We start from the raw sequence: 15,045 nt of genomic DNA, 5'->3' as shown, positions 1-15,045 counted from the left end.
CGGTCCCGCCGCCGCGCCGCTCGCCATGCGCCGACATCCTGCAAAGTTGAACCCGATGAACATTTACGCCGATTTCCGCCAGCGCGTCGCGGCGATCCTCTCCTCCATCGTCGCCTCGGGGCGGCTGCCGGCCGATCTCGACCTCGCGCGCTTCGTCGTCGAGCCGCCGCGCGAGGCCTCGCACGGCGACCTCGCCGTCAACGCCGCCATGGTCTACGCCAAGGAGGCGAAGACGTCCTTCTCCAACCCGCGCCAGCTCGCGGCCGAGATCGCCTTCGCGCTCGCCGAAGACGCGGACGTCGCACGCGCGGAGGTCGCAGGCCCCGGCTTCATCAACGTCGTCGTGAAGCCCGAGGTCTTCGGGCGCGTGCTGCGCGCGGCGCTCGACCTTGGCTCCGACTTCGGCCGCGGCCCCGGCGGGACGGGCGGCAAGGTCAATGTCGAATATGTCTCCGCCAATCCGACCGGGCCGATGCATGTCGGCCATGGGCGCGGCGCGGTGTTCGGCGACGCGCTGGCCAATCTGCTCGAATTTTCGGGCGCCGACGTCACGCGCGAATATTACGTCAACGACGCCGGCGCGCAGGTCGACGTCCTCGCCCGCTCGGCCTTCCTGCGCTACCGCGAGGCGCTTGGCGAAACGATCGGCGAGATTCCCGAGGGGCTCTATCCGGGCGACTATCTGAAGGAGGTCGGCCGCTCGCTGGCGCAGACCCATGGCGGGAGCCTGCGCGACGCGCCCGAGGCCGACTGGCTGCCGATCGTCCGCGCCGCGGCGATCGAGGCGATGATGGCGATGATCCGCGCCGACCTCGAAGCGCTCGCCATCACGCATGAGGAGTTCTTCTCCGAGCGCTCGCTGGTTTACGGGCGGGAGGGCGACCAGGTCGCCGCCGCCATCGCCGCGCTGCGGGGGCAGGGGCTCGTCTACGAAGGGCGGCTGCCCCCGCCCAAGGGCCAGCCGTCCGAGGATTGGGAGGACCGCGAGCAGACCTTGTTCCGCTCGACCGCCTTCGGCGACGACGTCGACCGCCCGCTCCTCAAGTCGGACGGCGGCTATACCTATTTCGCCTCCGACGTCGCCTATCACAAGTCGAAGATCGACCGCGGCTTCGATACGCTCATCGACGTCTGGGGCGCCGACCACGGCGGCTACGTCGCGCGCATGCGGGCGGCGGTCGCGGCGCTGTCGGGCGGCGGGGCCGAGCTCGACGTCAAGCTCTGTCAGCTCGTGCGGCTGATGCGCGCCGGCGAGCCGGTGAGGATGTCGAAGCGCTCCGGCGATTTCGTCACGCTGCGCGAGGTCGTCGACGAGGTCGGCCGCGACGCCGTGCGCTTCATGATGCTGTTCCGCAAGAACGACGCGACGCTCGAGTTCGACCTCGCCAAGGTGATCGAGCAGTCGAAGGAGAATCCGGTCTTCTACGTGCAATACGCCCATGCGCGGGCGAAATCTGTGCTGCGGCAGGCGCATGTCGGCATTCCCGCGCCGCAGCTCACGACGCGGGCTTTCGAGCAGGCCGATTTCGCGCTTCTGGCCGATCCGGGAGAACAGGAGCTCGTCCGGCTCGTCGCGCAGTTTCCCCGCGTCGTCGAGGCTGCGGCGGCGGCGCACGAGCCGCATCGGATCGCGTTTTATTTGCATGACCTCGCGTCGAGCCTGCATGCGCAGTGGACGCGCGGTAAGGAAAGGCCGCAATTACGATTTCTTAATGAAGAAATGCCAAATCTAACCAGCGCCCGGCTCGCGCTGGCCAAGGTATTGGCTGGCGTCCTCTCCACGGGCCTTGGAATTCTTGGCGTGAGCGCTCCTGATGAAATGCGCTAGACTGCGCTGATCTTGGCGCGGTCGGCCATTTGGGCGCGAGCTGGGCAAGCGGACGGGTCGCGAAGGCTGCGAACGCCGCGGGAGGTATCATGACCATGCGTGAGACTGCCGCCAAACAGCGTCCGATGATCGACCTCGAGCAATTCGAAAGGCGCCTGCGGCAGACGGAGGCCGGCGCGCGCGGCAAGAGCGATCCGCTCGCCGAGCTCGCCCGCCTGCCTGGCGAGCGCGACGACCCCTACAAGACCGTGTTCGAACCGAGGACGCCCGCGCCGAGGGAGTCCGACGAGCAGCCTTCCTGGCCGCAGGGCGAGGATTTCGACTATCGCGACATCAGGGCGCCGGCGCGCGACCTCGGCGAGGACCTTGGGCGCCGGCGCGCCTCGACGCCGCCCGCGGACCGCGCCCCCTACGACCGGGCGGAGCAGGACCGGCGAACGTATTCGCGCGCCGATTTCGATCGGTCCCCACCCGCCGGCTTCACGGCGCGCGAGGCCCTGGGCGCGCCCTACGACGACTACGACGAGGATTTCGACGCCGACCCGCGCCGGCCCGCCGCCGCGCCGGCGCCGCGCCCCGGCCCGCGCGGATATGAGGCGCCGTCCTACGCGCGCGCGCCGGAGCCGGAGGATGATTTCGCCGAGCATCCGCCGACCTTCGACCGCGACGCCGAATGGCGCTACGCCGACGACGCCTACGCCGCCGGGCCCGACGATCCCGCGCCGCGCTCGAAGCGCCCGCTCTACGTGATGGCGGCGGTGATCCTGCTCGGCGTCGGCGGCGTCGCCGGCAGCTTCGCGCTGCGCGGCGGGTCGGGCTCGCGCGAGGTCGCCACCATCAAGGCGCACGACGGGCCGGTGAAGATTCAGCCCGACAACGCCGGCGCCGACGACGTGCGGAGCGAAAACCCGTCGATCCTCGAGCGCACGCCGCAGGCGGCGCCCGTCGCCGTCGCCGACGGCGCCGAGCAGCCGATCGACCTGTCGCGCATGCCCGACCGCGCGCCGCGCGTCATCGCCATGAGCGGCGCGAACGCGGGCGCGCGCGCGCCTGCGCCCGTCCAGACCGAGGAGGCGGCGGGCGACCAGAAGAGCATCGTCGACCTGATCGAGCCCAAGAAGGTCAAGACGGTGTCGGTGCGGCCCGACGGCTCGGTGATCGCCGCCGGCCACGCCGACGCGGCCAGGGCGCCGGCGCACGCCGCGCCCAAGTCCGCCGAGGCCAAGTCCGCCGAGGCCAAGCCCGCCGAGACGAAGACCGCCGCTCGCGAGGCGGAGCCCGCCGGCGAAGGCGGCTACGCCGCCCAGCTCGCCGCGCCCTCCTCGGAGGCCGAGGCGAAGGAGATCCAGTCGCGCCTCATCAAGAAATACGCCTCGCTGATCCCCGGCTTCAAGCCGGTCGTCCGCAAGGCCGTGACCGGCGACAAGACGGTCTATCGCGTGCGCGCCGTCGGCCTCACCAAGGAGCAGGCGACAGGGGTGTGCCAGAAGGTGCAGGGCGCCGGCGGCGCCTGCTTCGTCGCCCGCAACTAGCGGATCGGCGCGGCTTGCCGCGGCGCCGTCTTGAGGCCACTGTGCGGTCAGGAGAATCATCGAGAGGCGAGACGTTTGGCTCTGGATTTCGAGGACGGCGGGCGCCCGGACGGCGCGGCTGAGGAGGCGGAAGGCGGGTCCTTCGTCGTCGACGTCGAAGGCTTCGAAGGCCCGCTCGACCTGCTGCTCGACCTCGCCCGCCGGCAGAAGGTCGATCTCGAGCGGATCTCCGTCCTCGCGCTGGCCGAGCAGTATCTCGAATTCATCGAGGCCGCGCGCAGCCTGCGGCTCGAGCTCGCCGCCGATTATCTCGTCATGGCCGCCTGGCTCGCCTATCTGAAGTCGCGCCTCCTGCTGCCCAAGGCCGAGAAGGACGAGGAGCCGCAGGCCGAAGAGCTGGCCGAGGCGCTGCAGCTGCGCCTGCGGCGGCTCGAAGCCATCCGCGCCGCCGCTCAGGCGCTCGTCGCGCGCCCGCGGCTCGGACGCGACGTCTTCGCGCGCGGGCGGCCCGAGCTCGTCGATCCCAACGGCGCGCCGCGCTGGACCGCCTCGCTGTTCGACCTTCTTTCGGCCTATGCGCGCCAGCGCCAGAAGCAGGCGCTGGCGCGGGTGACCCTCAAGCAGCGTTTCGTCTGGTCGCTCGCCAGGGCGCGGGAGGAGCTCGAGCGGCTGATCGGGCCGCGCCTCGACTGGACGGAGCTCGATGGCTTCCTGATCGAATTCTGCGTCACGCCCGAGCAGCGGCGCACGGTGCGCGCCTCTTCGCTCTCCGCCTCGCTCGAAATGGCGCGCGAGGGCGTCATCCTCATCCGCCAGGACGCGCCCTTCGCGCCGGTGTGGATCAGGACGCCCGACGTCGCGCGGCCGGCGGAGCCCTGATGATGGGAGAGGTGACGCGGCTGTTCCCGGCGACGAAAAGGGAAGAGGACGGGGCGGAGGAGGGGCGCGAGGCGCTGTCGCAGGCGATGCGCATCGCCGAGGCGCTGCTGTTCGCCGCCGCCGAACCGATGGCGCTCGAGGATATCCAGAAGCGCATGCCGCGCGGCGTCGAGGCGGCCGACGCGCTCGAGGGGCTGCGCGCCGCCTACGCCGGGCGCGGCGTCAATCTCGCGCGCGTCGGCGGAAAATATCTCTTCCGCACGGCGAACGATCTCGCCTGGCTGCTGGCCGGCGCGGAGGCCGAGCCGAAGCGCCTGTCGCGCGCGGCGCTGGAGACGCTCGCCATCGTCGCCTACCACCAGCCGGTCACCCGCGCCGAGATCGAGGACATCCGCGGCGTCGCGATCTCCAGAGGCACGCTCGACGTGCTGATCGAGACGGGATGGGTGCGGCTGCGCGGGCGCAGGCGCGCGCCCGGGCGGCCGCTGACCTATGGCACGACGACGGAGTTCCTGATCCATTTCGGCCTCGACGGCGTCGCCGACCTGCCGGGACTCGAGGAGCTCAAGGGCGCGGGCCTCTTCGACGGACGCCTGCCCTCCGGCTTCGCCGTGCCGCGGCCGAGCGACGACAGCGCCCTGCGCGAGGACGAGGACGCGCTGGAGGAAGGCGCCGCGCCCGAGGTCGGGGACGCGGGCGCCGAAGGCGGGGACGCGTAAACCCGCCGCCGCGGCTCAGACGAAGTCCGGCGCGATCGTCAGCGGGCTTTCGAGCCAGCCCGGAACCGGCAGGTTCTTCTCGCGCAGGAAGGCCGGGTTGAACAGCTTCGACTGATAGCGCGCGCCGGAGTCGCACAGGATCGTCACGATGGTGTGGCCGGGGCCGAGCTCGCGCGCGAGGCGGATCGCCCCGGCGACGTTGACGCCCGACGAGCCGCCGAGCAGCAGCCCCTCATGCTCGGCGAGGTCGAACACGATCCGCACGGACTCCTCATCGGGGATCTGATAGGCGCGGTCGACGGGGGCGCCTTCGAGATTGGCGGTGATCCGCCCCTGGCCGATTCCTTCGGTGATCGACGATCCCGACGCGGCGAGCGCGCCGGTCGTATAATAGGCGTAGAGGGCGGCGCCCGGCGGATCGGCCAGCGCCGCGACGATCGAAGGATTGCGCTCCTTCAGCGCCATGGCGACGCCGGCGAGCGTGCCGCCAGTGCCGACCGCCGACACGAAGCCGTGGATCTCGCCGCCGGTCTGCGCGAAGATTTCGGGGCCGGTCGTCTCGTAATGGCCGCGGCGGTTGGCGACGTTGTCGAACTGGTTGGCCCAGATCGCGCCGGCGGGATGCTCGCGCGCGAGCCGCTCGGCGAGGCGTCCCGAAAGCTTCACGTAATTGTTGGGGTTCGAGTAGGGGACGGCCGGAACCTCGATCAGCGACGCGCCCTGCAGGCGCAGCAGGTCTTTCTTCTCCTGGCTCTGCGTCTCCGGAATGACGATCGCCGTCCTGTAGCCGAGCGCGTTGGCGACGAGAGAGAGGCCGATGCCGGTGTTGCCGGCGGTGCCCTCGACGATGACGCCGCCCGGCTTGAGCGCGCCGCGCTTCACCGCGTCCTCGACGATGGCGAGCGCCGCGCGGTCCTTCACCGAGCCGCCGGGATTCTGGAACTCCGCCTTGCCGAGAATCAGGCAGCCGGTTTCGTCGGAGGCGCGCCGAAGCTTGATGAGCGGCGTGCGCCCGATCGCCTCGACGACGGATTTCGCAAACTCCATAGGCCCTCGCGTTTCAGGCTGGTCCGGCGGAAAGTTCCGGCCTGCCAATTAGACCATAAATTCAGTCGAGTTTAAGCGGAGACGTCGCCGCAGGCGCGAAAAAGCCCGCCGGGCTTGCGCCGCGGCGGGCCGCAGAAACGCGACGGCGTCTCAGGCTTCCGGCTTGTAGAGCGTGCGCGAAAGCGCGCCGGCGATCGCCGCGCCGACGATCGGCGCGAGCCAGAACAGCCAGAGCTGGCTGATATAGGCCGCGCCGGCGAACAGGGCGGGGCCGGTGCTGCGGGCGGGGTTGACCGAGGTGTTGGTCACCGGGATCGAGATCAGATGGATCAGCGTCAGCGTGAGGCCGATCGCGACGCCGGCGAAGCCGGCCGGAGCGGAAGGCGCCGTCGCGCCAAGGATGACCACCAGAAAGAAGAAAGTGAGCAGCGTCTCGATCAGGAAGGCGGAGATCAGCGGGTAATGGCCGGGGCTGAGCTCGCCGTAGCCGTTGGAGGCGAAGCCGCCGAGCTCGAAGCCGGGCTTGCCGCTGGCGATGACGTAGAGGACCGCGGCGGCGGCGATCGCGGCGACGACCTGCGTCACGATATAGGGGACGACGATGCCGGTCGGCACGCGCCCGCCGGCCCACAGGCCGACCGTGACCGCCGGATTGAAATGGCCGCCCGAGATCGGGCCCACCGCATAGACCATCGTCAGAACGGTCAGGCCGAAGGCGAACGCGACGCCGAGAAAGCCGATGCCGAGCGCCGGATAGGCGGCGGCGAGGACGGCGCTGCCGCAGCCGCCGAAAACCAGCCAGAATGTGCCGAGAAATTCGGACAGCAGCCGTTGAGACAGCGAAAAGTTCATCATCCCACCTCAAGAAACGTGACGTCGATAAAGCGAATGCCTTCGGAGCTTCCGGGGGCCGCCGGTTCGTTCAGTCGTTCCGCTCATTGCGCGTCCGCCGCCGGGGCTTTGGACGCGCGCCGATCAAGAGCGCAAGAAGGTTAAGGGAAGGTCAGCTTGAGATGCATGAACGCAAAGACGCCGAAAGCCGGCGTCGCGCCGCCCCCTTGCGGCGCAAAAAAGCTAGGGAGCTCCGAAGCGCGGCAGTTGGGCAGAGGGAGCGGCGCTTGTCAATCGCGCGGACGACGTCCCCGCTCACCAGCCCGGCATGCGCAGGATGCGGCACGGGTCGCCCGCCTTCGCCTCGGGAGCGTGCGCGTCGCGCACGATCAGGCATTGCGCCCTGGCGAGCGTGCTCAGCATGGATGAATCCTGCGCGGGCAGGGGAATTGCGAGCGGCGGAGCGCCGGGCCGACGCTCCAGCGTCGCGCGCATGAACTCCTGCCGGGCGTCGTTCGCCTTGAGCGGCAGGCCGAGAATCGCCGCCTCGTCCGCGTCCGCGCCGGCGTCGGGATCTCCCGAAAGCGCCCGGACCAGCGGAACGAGAAAGAGAATCGCGCAGACGACCGCCGAGGTCGGATTGCCGGGAAGTCCGAGCACCGACATGCGTCCGAGGCTTCCGTGCAGCATCGGCGCGCCGGGCCGCAGCTTGACGCGCCAGAAGTCGAGCGTCATGCCGGCCCGCTCGAGCGCAGGGCGCACGAGGTCATGGTCGCCGACCGACGCGCCTCCGCTCGTCGTCAGCACGTCGCAGTCGAGCGCGCGCGCGCGCGCGACGGCGTTCTCGATCGCCGCCAGATCGTCGCCGACGAGGCCGAGGTTGACGACCGCTCCGCCGGCCCATTCGACCAATGCGGCGACGGCGTAGAGATTGGACGCGACGATCTTGTCCGCGCCTCCCGTCCCGCCCGGCGGGACGAGCTCGTCCCCCGTCGCGAAAAGGCCGACGCGCGGACGGCGCGCGACCGGCAGGCTCGCATGATCCATCGCCGCGGCGAGCGCGAGCGCGGCGGGCGTGAGCCGCGTTCCCGTCGAGAGCAGCGCCTCGCCCTCGGCGAAGTCGAGGCCGCGACGGCGCACGAACTGGCCCGGCGACACGCCGGCCGTCGGCTCGACATGGCCGTCGACGAGCCGCGCCTCCTCCTGGATCAGGATGGCGTCGGCGCCGCGCGGGACCGGCGCGCCGGTGAAGATGCGCACGGCCTCGCCCGCGCCGACGTCGCCCGCAAAGCCGTGGCCGGCCGCGCTCTCGCCGACGACGCGCAGCCTGACGGGCGGGGCGGCGAGGTCGCCCGCCCGCACGGCGTAGCCGTCCATGGCCGAGACGGCGAAAGGCGGCTGGGTGCGCCGCGCCGCGACGTCCCTTGCGAGCGTGCGCCCGGCGGCCTCGCCGAGCGGCACGATCTCCTCGTCGGGCGCGCGCGGAACGCGCTCGAGGATGCGTCGACGCGCCTCGCCGACGGTGAGCCGCGAGTCCGCGCTCATTCCGCCTCGCTCCGGCGCCAGGCGCCCGAGCGCCCGCCGCTTTTCTCGACGAGCTCCACCGCTTCGACGCGCATGCCCCGGTCCACCGCCTTCAGCATGTCGTAGATCGTGAGGCAGGCGATCGAGACGGCGGTCAGCGCCTCCATCTCGACGCCGGTCTGGCCGCGCGTCCGCGCGCGCGCCGTGACGAGGAGGCCGGGCAGGGCGGGGTCGGCCTCGATCTCGACCGCCGCCTTGGTCAGATTCAACTGGTGGCAGAGCGGGATGAGCTCGTGCGTGCGCTTGGCCGCCATGATCCCGGCGATGCGGGCGACGGCGAACACGTCGCCCTTCTTCGCGTTTCCCGAAAGCGCGAGCGCGAGGGTCTGCGGCGCCATGACGACCCGCCCGCGCGCGATCGCCTCGCGGACGGTCTCCGCCTTGCCGCCGACGTCGACCATCGCCGCCTCGCCGGTCGGCGCGAGATGGGAGAGGCGCGGCTCGGTCGCGCTCATAGGCCGTGCGCGTGTTTCGTATGGACGGGCAGGTCGCCGACGAGGAGGAGACGCGTCGCCGCGGCGACGTCGTCCCGCCGCATCAGGCTTTCGCCGACGAGGAAGGTCGAGACGCCATGCGCCTTGAGCCGCAGGCAGTCGTCGTGGGTGAAAATGCCGCTCTCGCTGACGAGGATGCGGTCGGAGGGAACTTTCGCGGCGAGCCGCTCCGTGACTGCGAGCTGCGTCTTGAAGCTGCGCAGGTCGCGGTTGTTGACGCCGACGAGCCGCGTCTCGAGGCGCAGCGCGCGCTCGAGCTCGGCCTCGTCATGGGCCTCGACGAGAATGTCCATGGAGAGGTCGTGCGCCGCCCGGGTCAGGGCGCTCGCCGTGGCGTCGTCGACGCAGGCCATGATGATAAGGATGCAGTCCGCGCCATGCGCGCGCGCCTCGTAGACCTGATAGGGGTCGAACAGGAAATCCTTGCGCAGGCAGGGAAGATGGACGGCGGCGCGCGCGGCGTCGAGATAGGAGAGGTCGCCCTGGAACGAGGGGCCGTCGGTCAGCACCGACAGGCAGGTCGCCCCGCCGTCCTCATAGGCGCACGCGAGGGCGGGCGGGTCGAAATCGGCGCGGATGAGGCCCTGCGACGGACTCGCCTTCTTGATCTCGGCGATCAGCGCGAGGCCGTTCGCCGCGTGGCGCGCCTCGATCGCCTTGACGAATCCGCGCGGCGGGTCGCGGTCATGCGCCTTGCGGGCGAGCGCCTCAAAGGGCATGCGCACCTTCGCCTGCGCGATCTCGCGGCGCTTGTAGAGCTCGATGCCCTTCAGAACGTCGGTCATGATGAAGCGCCCGTCAGCCCGCAACCGCGGGAAGGTCCAAACCCTGCGAGGCGGCGACGAGCTTCTGCAGGGTAGAGGCTGCGCGCCCGTCGTCAATGGCCTGAGCGGCGAGGGCGGCGCCTTCCTTCAGGTCCCTGGCGCGCTCCGCGACGACGAGGGCCGCGGCGGCGTTGAGCACGGCGATGTCGCGATAGGCGGATCTGCGGCCCTCGAGCGCCTCCCTGAGCGCGGCGGCGTTGGCGGCGGGCGAGCCGCCCTTGAGGTCGGCGAGCGCCGCGCGCGGAAGGCCCGCGTCCTCCGGCGTGATCTCGAAGGCGCGGATGTCGCCGCCCGCGAGCTCCACGACATGGGTCGGACCGGTCAGCGTCGCCTCGTCGAGGCCGTCGGCGCCATGGACGAGCCAGACCCGTTCGGAGCCCAGCGTCCGCAGCGCCTGCGCGAGCGGGCGCAGCCAGTCCGGCGAATAGACGCCGAGCAGCTGGCGCGTCACCCCGGCGGGATTGGAGAGCGGGCCGATAAGGTTGAAGATGGTGCGATGGCCGAGCTCGGCGCGCGCCTGCGCCGCATGGCGCATCGCCGCGTGATGGGTTTGCGCGCTCATGAAGGCGAGGCCCGTCCGCGCGAGGCAGGCCTCGACCTCGGCGGGCGAGAGGCCGATCCTGACGCCGAGCGCCGAGAGCACGTCGCTCGAGCCCGAGCGGGAGGAGGCGGCGCGGTTGCCGTGCTTGGCGACGGGAACCCCGCACGCGGCGACGACGACGCTCGCGAGCGTCGAGACATTATAGGTGCCGTGGCCGTCGCCGCCCGTGCCGACGATGTCGATGGCGTCGGGCGGCGCCGCGACGCGCAGCATGCGCTCGCGCAGCGCGCCGACCGCGCCGACGATCTCGTCGATCGTCTCGCCGCGCAGGCGCAGCGCCATCAGGAGCGCCCCGATCTGCGCCGGCGTCGCCTCCCCGGCGAAAATCTGCTCGAAGGCGCGCGCCGCCTCGTCCCGCGAGAGGCGCGCGCCGGTCGAGAGCCGGGCGATCAGGGGTTTCAGGGCGTCCAAGGCTCGGGAAGTCCTCACGCGGCCCCGGCGCGGCGGGTTTCGTTCCAGCGCGCGGCGAGGGTCAGGAAATTGTCGAAGATCCGCGCGCCGTGCTCGGAGGCGACGCTCTCGGGGTGGAACTGCACGCCATGGGCGGGGAAGCGGACGTGGGACATCGCCATGACGAGCCCGTCGGTCCGCGCGGTCACCTTGAGCTCCGCCGGCGCCGTGTCCGCCCGCACCACCAGAGAATGGTAGCGCACCGCGCGAAACGGCCCGTTGACGCCGTGGAACAGCGTCTCGCCCTCATGCTCGACAAGCGAAATCTTGCCATGCACCGGGACGGGCGCGCGCACCACCTCGCCGCCATAAGCCTCGCCGAGCGCCTGATGACCGAGGCAGACGCCGAAGATCGGGATCGTCGGCGCGGCCGCCTTGATAAGGTCGAGGCAGATTCCCGCCTCGCGCGGCCCGCAGGGCCCGGGCGACAGCACGATGGCGTCGGGCGCCGCCGCCATCACCTCGCCGACGCTCACCTTGTCGTTGCGGTGGACGGCGATGCTGGGCCCGAGCGCGCCGATCCCGTGGACGAGATTCCACGTGAAGCTGTCGTAATTGTCGATGAGGATGAGCGAGGTCACGCGCGGCCGGTCCGTCTCTGCACGGCCGTTCTTTTGCGGCCCGCGCGGGGCGAGGTCAAGCGCGTAGAATCACCGAAAGATTTTGTCATTGGCGTACGAGTAGATCGCGCAAGCCAGCTTCGATCTTGTCGAACGCCTCGGAACCACGGCCGCTAATTTTCTCCAATTCTGCTGCTTTGCGCAAATCGGCAAGGCGCCGTTCCACTTGTTTATCGTCGACGCCTTCAGCAAAAATCGAGATAAATTTTTGCCAGTAGCTTGCTGGAATACCAGAAAGGGGCTGTGCCATAAGCGTGGAAATGAATTCATCCATAATTCGCGAGCGCGCTATCCGGCCAAAATTCTTCCCTTGGTCCGAAACCGGTTCGTCATTGAACTTACTACCCTTGGCGGGATAGGGCGTCGCTGTCGTTGCTCTTGTGACGCTGGCGGCCGGCCCGGGTGTCCTTCGGCCCGTTTCCCAATAATAATTCCGCTGCTCGGCCGCGAATCTTGCTTCCTCAATAAAAGGACGAAGCAACTTTGGTGATCCTGATAACACCTCATCTAACGCCCAGGGAAAGACGACGAGCAAGTCTTGTGGAGCACATGCGAGTGGAGACGCTTTATAGCGGAACGATGGTTCACCCTCTTTGGCGAGAATGAACCATCCTTTTAGTTCAATTCCAAGGATGATTCGATCCGAGGCGTCTACGCCGGGAGCACTCGTTTGTAAGCGGACATCTGGAAAAACTTGTGCCTGACGAACAAAGCTATAAAGTTGATATTCGTCATCCGGATCCCAAAGCTCGCGCAGGTTGTTTAAGCTTTCGACAACCGACTGTTCGATGGCGGCTCCAAGGGGAGTGTTTAGCGTGAACAGGTCCGTGGCCGAAATACCCGCGATACGAAGCGAGGTATGAAAGCGCGTCGGCAATGCATGAAGCGCATCACAAATTCGATCATAGAGCTTGCGGTGTCTCCAAGTTGCAGCATCAGGGCCGCCTGTACGTAGAGGTTCAGTCACAGTCATACCAACGTCGCGAGCTTCAAAGCCTCGGCGTCGGGGGATGCTCTAGCAGCCTCCTGAACGCGTTTAGTTGCGGCAACGAAAAAATCGTTGTTAGTTTCCGCCGCATGCGCAAGCCTTCCCAAGCGGATCGCAGCTACGGTAGCAGAACATAAACCTCCAAACGGCTCCCAAACCACATCGCCATTATCAGTCGACGCAGCAATCTGGCGCTCCATTAAGGCTATCGGCTTCTGATTGGCATGTAGGTAGCCCGAGCCTGTGACACTTTTCACACGCTCCGCGCCGTGCACGGGGGGCTCTTGCCAAACATTAGTAAGTGTGTGGACATGATTCCATTTTGCTCGCATGCGATCCCAAGCGTCCGCTTGAATTGGCTTCACGCCGTCAAGAGAGAAATAAGGTCTTTCTGTTTTCCGTCCTTTGAGTGCACACCACTTCGCCATAGCGACGACAGCTTCTCCGGGTGGAAAATACCAGACATGATCTTGCGTGAGATATTTCCGCGTGGCGGCATTTGCGACGCCGCATGCTTCGTTCGACTGAGAGAGCGGCAGACCAGAACGCAGCCACTCTGTGCGGAGCCATTCCTTCAAAGAAATTTGGCAACCGCTTTCCGCTGGTAGAGTGAGTTTGCGAGTGTAGCGAACTGCGATCTCCGTTACCACAGGTAGTCCGCGTATCGTCCGCGAGTTTACGTTACCGGCGATATGCGCAATGCCCTTGTTCCAAACGACCGTTTCTTCATATTGCCAGCCGTTCAATTCGAGTGCTGGGTGGGACTTCGCCCAGCCGATTTCCGAATTCCAAAACCAAAGCGTCGTAAATGGTTCTGCTAGGCGCGCCCATGCAGCAGCGTGCGGCGTATACCATTCGGCGAGGCCGTCCGGCGAAAGCGGCTCTCCTGGAAATTTTCCGAGTCCGTAAGGTCCATCGGAAATTATGCACGCGGGTCTCAGCCACTCATCGTAGGCTTCGAGTGCGTCTCCATGAAAAATTGAAGCCGCGCCGAGTCGAGTCGTTCGATCCTCGCTATTTGCTAAGAAAATTCGATTGTTCTTGGCCATCGACAAATCCGAAACGACTCAGAACCGCCTTGGAAGTATAACGCGAAGCGACAGTTGACGTTAGCGGATTGATGGCCCCGCTACTGGCCGCGCCGCGCCCGGCTCGCGAAGCGCACCGCCTCGTCGGCGGCGCGGAACAGCGCCTGCGCCTTGTTCACGCATTCGCGCTGCTCATAGGCGGGATCGCTGTCGTAGACGACGCCGGCGCCCGCCTGCACATGCATCACGCCGTCCTTGAGCACGGCCGTGCGCAGGATGATGCAGGTGTCCATCTCGCCGGCCGCGCCGAAATAGCCAATGCAGCCGCCATAAACTCCGCGCTTGTCGGCCTCGAGCTCGTCGATGATCTCCATCGCCCGCACCTTCGGCGCGCCCGACACCGTGCCGGCCGGAAAGCCGGCGCAGAGCGCGTCGATCGCGTCCTGGCCCTCGCGGACGCGTCCCTCGACGTTGGAGACGATGTGCATCACGTGGCTGTAGCGCTCGATCACGAACTGGTCGGTGACCTTCACCGAGCCGATCTGCGCGACCCGCCCGACGTCGTTGCGGCCGAGGTCGAGCAGCATCAGGTGCTCGGCGCGCTCCTTCTCGTCGGCGAGCAGGTCGGCGGCGAGCGCTTCGTCCTCGGCCTTGGTCGCGCCGCGCCAGCGCGTGCCGGCGATCGGCCTGATCGTCACCTTGCCCTCGCGCAGCCGCACGAGAATTTCCGGGCTGGAGCAGACGATCTGGAACGGGCCGAAATCGAGGAAGGACAGGAACGGCGACGGGTTGACCCGGCGCAGCGCGCGGTAGAGCGCGAACGGCGGCAGCGCGAAGGGGGCGGAGAAGCGCTGCGACAGCACCACCTGGAAGATGTCGCCGGCGACGATGTACGCCTTGGCGCGCTCGACCATCTCGCGGAAGCGCGCCTCGTCGGTGTTGGAGCGCGGCGCGGGCGAAGCGAGCGCGGCCTCAGCGGGCGCCCAGTCGTGCTCGAGCGGGCTCTCCAGCGTCAGGGCCGCCGCGTCGATCCGCTCGCGCGCGTGCTCGAGGGCGGCGAGGAAGGGGACGCCCTCCTTCGGGCGCAGCGGCGAGACGATGAAGATCTCCTCGCGCACGGCGTCGAACACCACCATGACGGTGGGGCGCATCATCATCGCGTCGGGAACGCCGATCGGGTCGGGCTTCGCCGCGTCGAGGCTCTCCATCTGGCGGGCCATGTCGTAGCCGAGATAGCCGAACACGCCGGCGGCCATAGGCGGCAGGTCCTCGGCGGCCTCGACGGCCGATTCGGCGATCAGTGCGCGCAGGGATTGCAGCGGCGGCTCGACGCAGGGGACGTAGGCGTCCGGATCGAGAAGCGCCGAACGGTTGATCTCGGCGACGTCGCCATGGGCGCGCCACAGGACGTCCGGGTCGAGGCCGATCATCGAGTAGCGTCCGCGCGTCGCCCCGCCCTCGACCGATTCGAGCAGGAAGACGCGCCCGTCCCGCCCCCTGGCGAGCTTCAGGAAGGCGGAGACGGGGGTCTCGAGGTCGGCGATCAGCCGGGCCGAGACCAGCGAGGCGCGGCCGGCGGCGTAGGCCGCGGCGAGGTCGACGTGGGCGGGCTGGTCCATC

At 68.6% G+C, this 15,045-nt stretch carries 14 protein-coding genes; 4 read left to right on the top strand and 10 right to left on the bottom strand.

Features of this window, described 5'->3' with window-relative positions:
* Window positions 1-55 precede the first annotated feature (55 nt).
* The 4 genes from argS to scpB all read left to right on the top strand — a co-directional run bounded on the left by argS (window position 56) and on the right by scpB (window position 4,958).
* On the top strand, window positions 56-1,828 hold the full coding sequence (gene argS, locus ACE3OG_RS11530; protein ID WP_374308779.1) for an arginine--tRNA ligase: 1,773 nt from the start codon (window positions 56-58) through the stop codon (window positions 1,826-1,828).
* 95 nt (window positions 1,829-1,923) lie between these two features.
* A complete protein-coding gene (locus ACE3OG_RS11525; protein ID WP_374308735.1) occupies window positions 1,924-3,360 on the top strand; it encodes an SPOR domain-containing protein in 1,437 nt (478 codons plus the stop codon).
* 81 nt (window positions 3,361-3,441) lie between these two features.
* Complete coding sequence (locus tag ACE3OG_RS11520) at window positions 3,442-4,239, top strand: ScpA family protein (protein ID WP_374308777.1); 798 nt, start codon at window positions 3,442-3,444, stop codon at window positions 4,237-4,239.
* Window positions 4,240-4,241: 2 nt separating this feature from the next.
* Window positions 4,242-4,958: an SMC-Scp complex subunit ScpB gene (gene scpB / locus ACE3OG_RS11515; RefSeq protein WP_374308775.1), complete on the top strand. Its 717-nt coding sequence runs from the start codon at window positions 4,242-4,244 to the stop codon at window positions 4,956-4,958.
* Window positions 4,959-4,973: 15 nt separating this feature from the next.
* Here the strand turns inward: scpB and ACE3OG_RS11510 are convergent, their stop codons facing one another.
* From ACE3OG_RS11510 to trpE, 10 genes are all read right to left on the bottom strand, one after another.
* Window positions 4,974-6,005, bottom strand: coding sequence for a cysteine synthase A (locus tag ACE3OG_RS11510; protein WP_374308733.1), 1,032 nt, complete (start codon window positions 6,003-6,005; stop codon window positions 4,974-4,976).
* A gap of 150 nt (window positions 6,006-6,155) precedes the next feature.
* Window positions 6,156-6,857 carry an aquaporin Z gene (gene aqpZ, locus ACE3OG_RS11505; RefSeq protein ID WP_374308773.1) on the bottom strand — a complete coding sequence of 234 codons (702 nt, stop codon included), beginning with the start codon at window positions 6,855-6,857 and terminating at the stop codon, window positions 6,156-6,158.
* 294 nt (window positions 6,858-7,151) lie between these two features.
* Window positions 7,152-8,381 carry a gephyrin-like molybdotransferase Glp gene (gene glp / locus ACE3OG_RS11500; RefSeq protein ID WP_374308731.1) on the bottom strand — a complete coding sequence of 410 codons (1,230 nt, stop codon included), beginning with the start codon at window positions 8,379-8,381 and terminating at the stop codon, window positions 7,152-7,154.
* Complete coding sequence (gene moaC, locus ACE3OG_RS11495) at window positions 8,378-8,875, bottom strand: cyclic pyranopterin monophosphate synthase MoaC (RefSeq protein WP_374308729.1); 498 nt, start codon at window positions 8,873-8,875, stop codon at window positions 8,378-8,380. Before moaC ends, glp begins: the two co-directional genes overlap by 4 nt.
* Window positions 8,872-9,699, bottom strand: a complete 828-nt coding sequence (trpC, locus tag ACE3OG_RS11490; RefSeq protein ID WP_374308727.1) for an indole-3-glycerol phosphate synthase TrpC — start codon at window positions 9,697-9,699, stop codon at window positions 8,872-8,874. The genes moaC and trpC overlap by 4 nt, the downstream gene beginning before the upstream one ends.
* Before the next feature lie 13 nt (window positions 9,700-9,712).
* Window positions 9,713-10,750: an anthranilate phosphoribosyltransferase gene (gene trpD, locus ACE3OG_RS11485; protein ID WP_374308725.1), complete on the bottom strand. Its 1,038-nt coding sequence runs from the start codon at window positions 10,748-10,750 to the stop codon at window positions 9,713-9,715.
* A 14-nt stretch (window positions 10,751-10,764) separates the two neighbouring features.
* Window positions 10,765-11,370 (bottom strand): aminodeoxychorismate/anthranilate synthase component II, encoded by a 606-nt coding sequence (locus tag ACE3OG_RS11480; protein WP_374308723.1) that lies wholly within the window; start codon window positions 11,368-11,370, stop codon window positions 10,765-10,767.
* A gap of 85 nt (window positions 11,371-11,455) precedes the next feature.
* Window positions 11,456-12,382: a hypothetical protein gene (locus ACE3OG_RS11475; RefSeq protein WP_374308721.1), complete on the bottom strand. Its 927-nt coding sequence runs from the start codon at window positions 12,380-12,382 to the stop codon at window positions 11,456-11,458.
* Window positions 12,379-13,446 (bottom strand): DNA methyltransferase, encoded by a 1,068-nt coding sequence (locus ACE3OG_RS11470; protein ID WP_374308718.1) that lies wholly within the window; start codon window positions 13,444-13,446, stop codon window positions 12,379-12,381. Before ACE3OG_RS11470 ends, ACE3OG_RS11475 begins: the two co-directional genes overlap by 4 nt.
* An 80-nt stretch (window positions 13,447-13,526) precedes the next feature.
* Window positions 13,527-15,044, bottom strand: coding sequence for an anthranilate synthase component I (trpE, locus tag ACE3OG_RS11465; RefSeq protein ID WP_374308716.1), 1,518 nt, complete (start codon window positions 15,042-15,044; stop codon window positions 13,527-13,529).
* Window position 15,045 lies beyond the last annotated feature (1 nt).

Origin of the sequence: Methylocella sp. (assembly GCF_041905455.1) — a bacterium.
GTDB lineage: Bacteria > Pseudomonadota > Alphaproteobacteria > Rhizobiales > Beijerinckiaceae > Methylocapsa.
The sequence above is the reverse complement of the archived record's forward strand: the minus strand, read 5'-3'. Positions and strand labels throughout refer to the sequence as shown.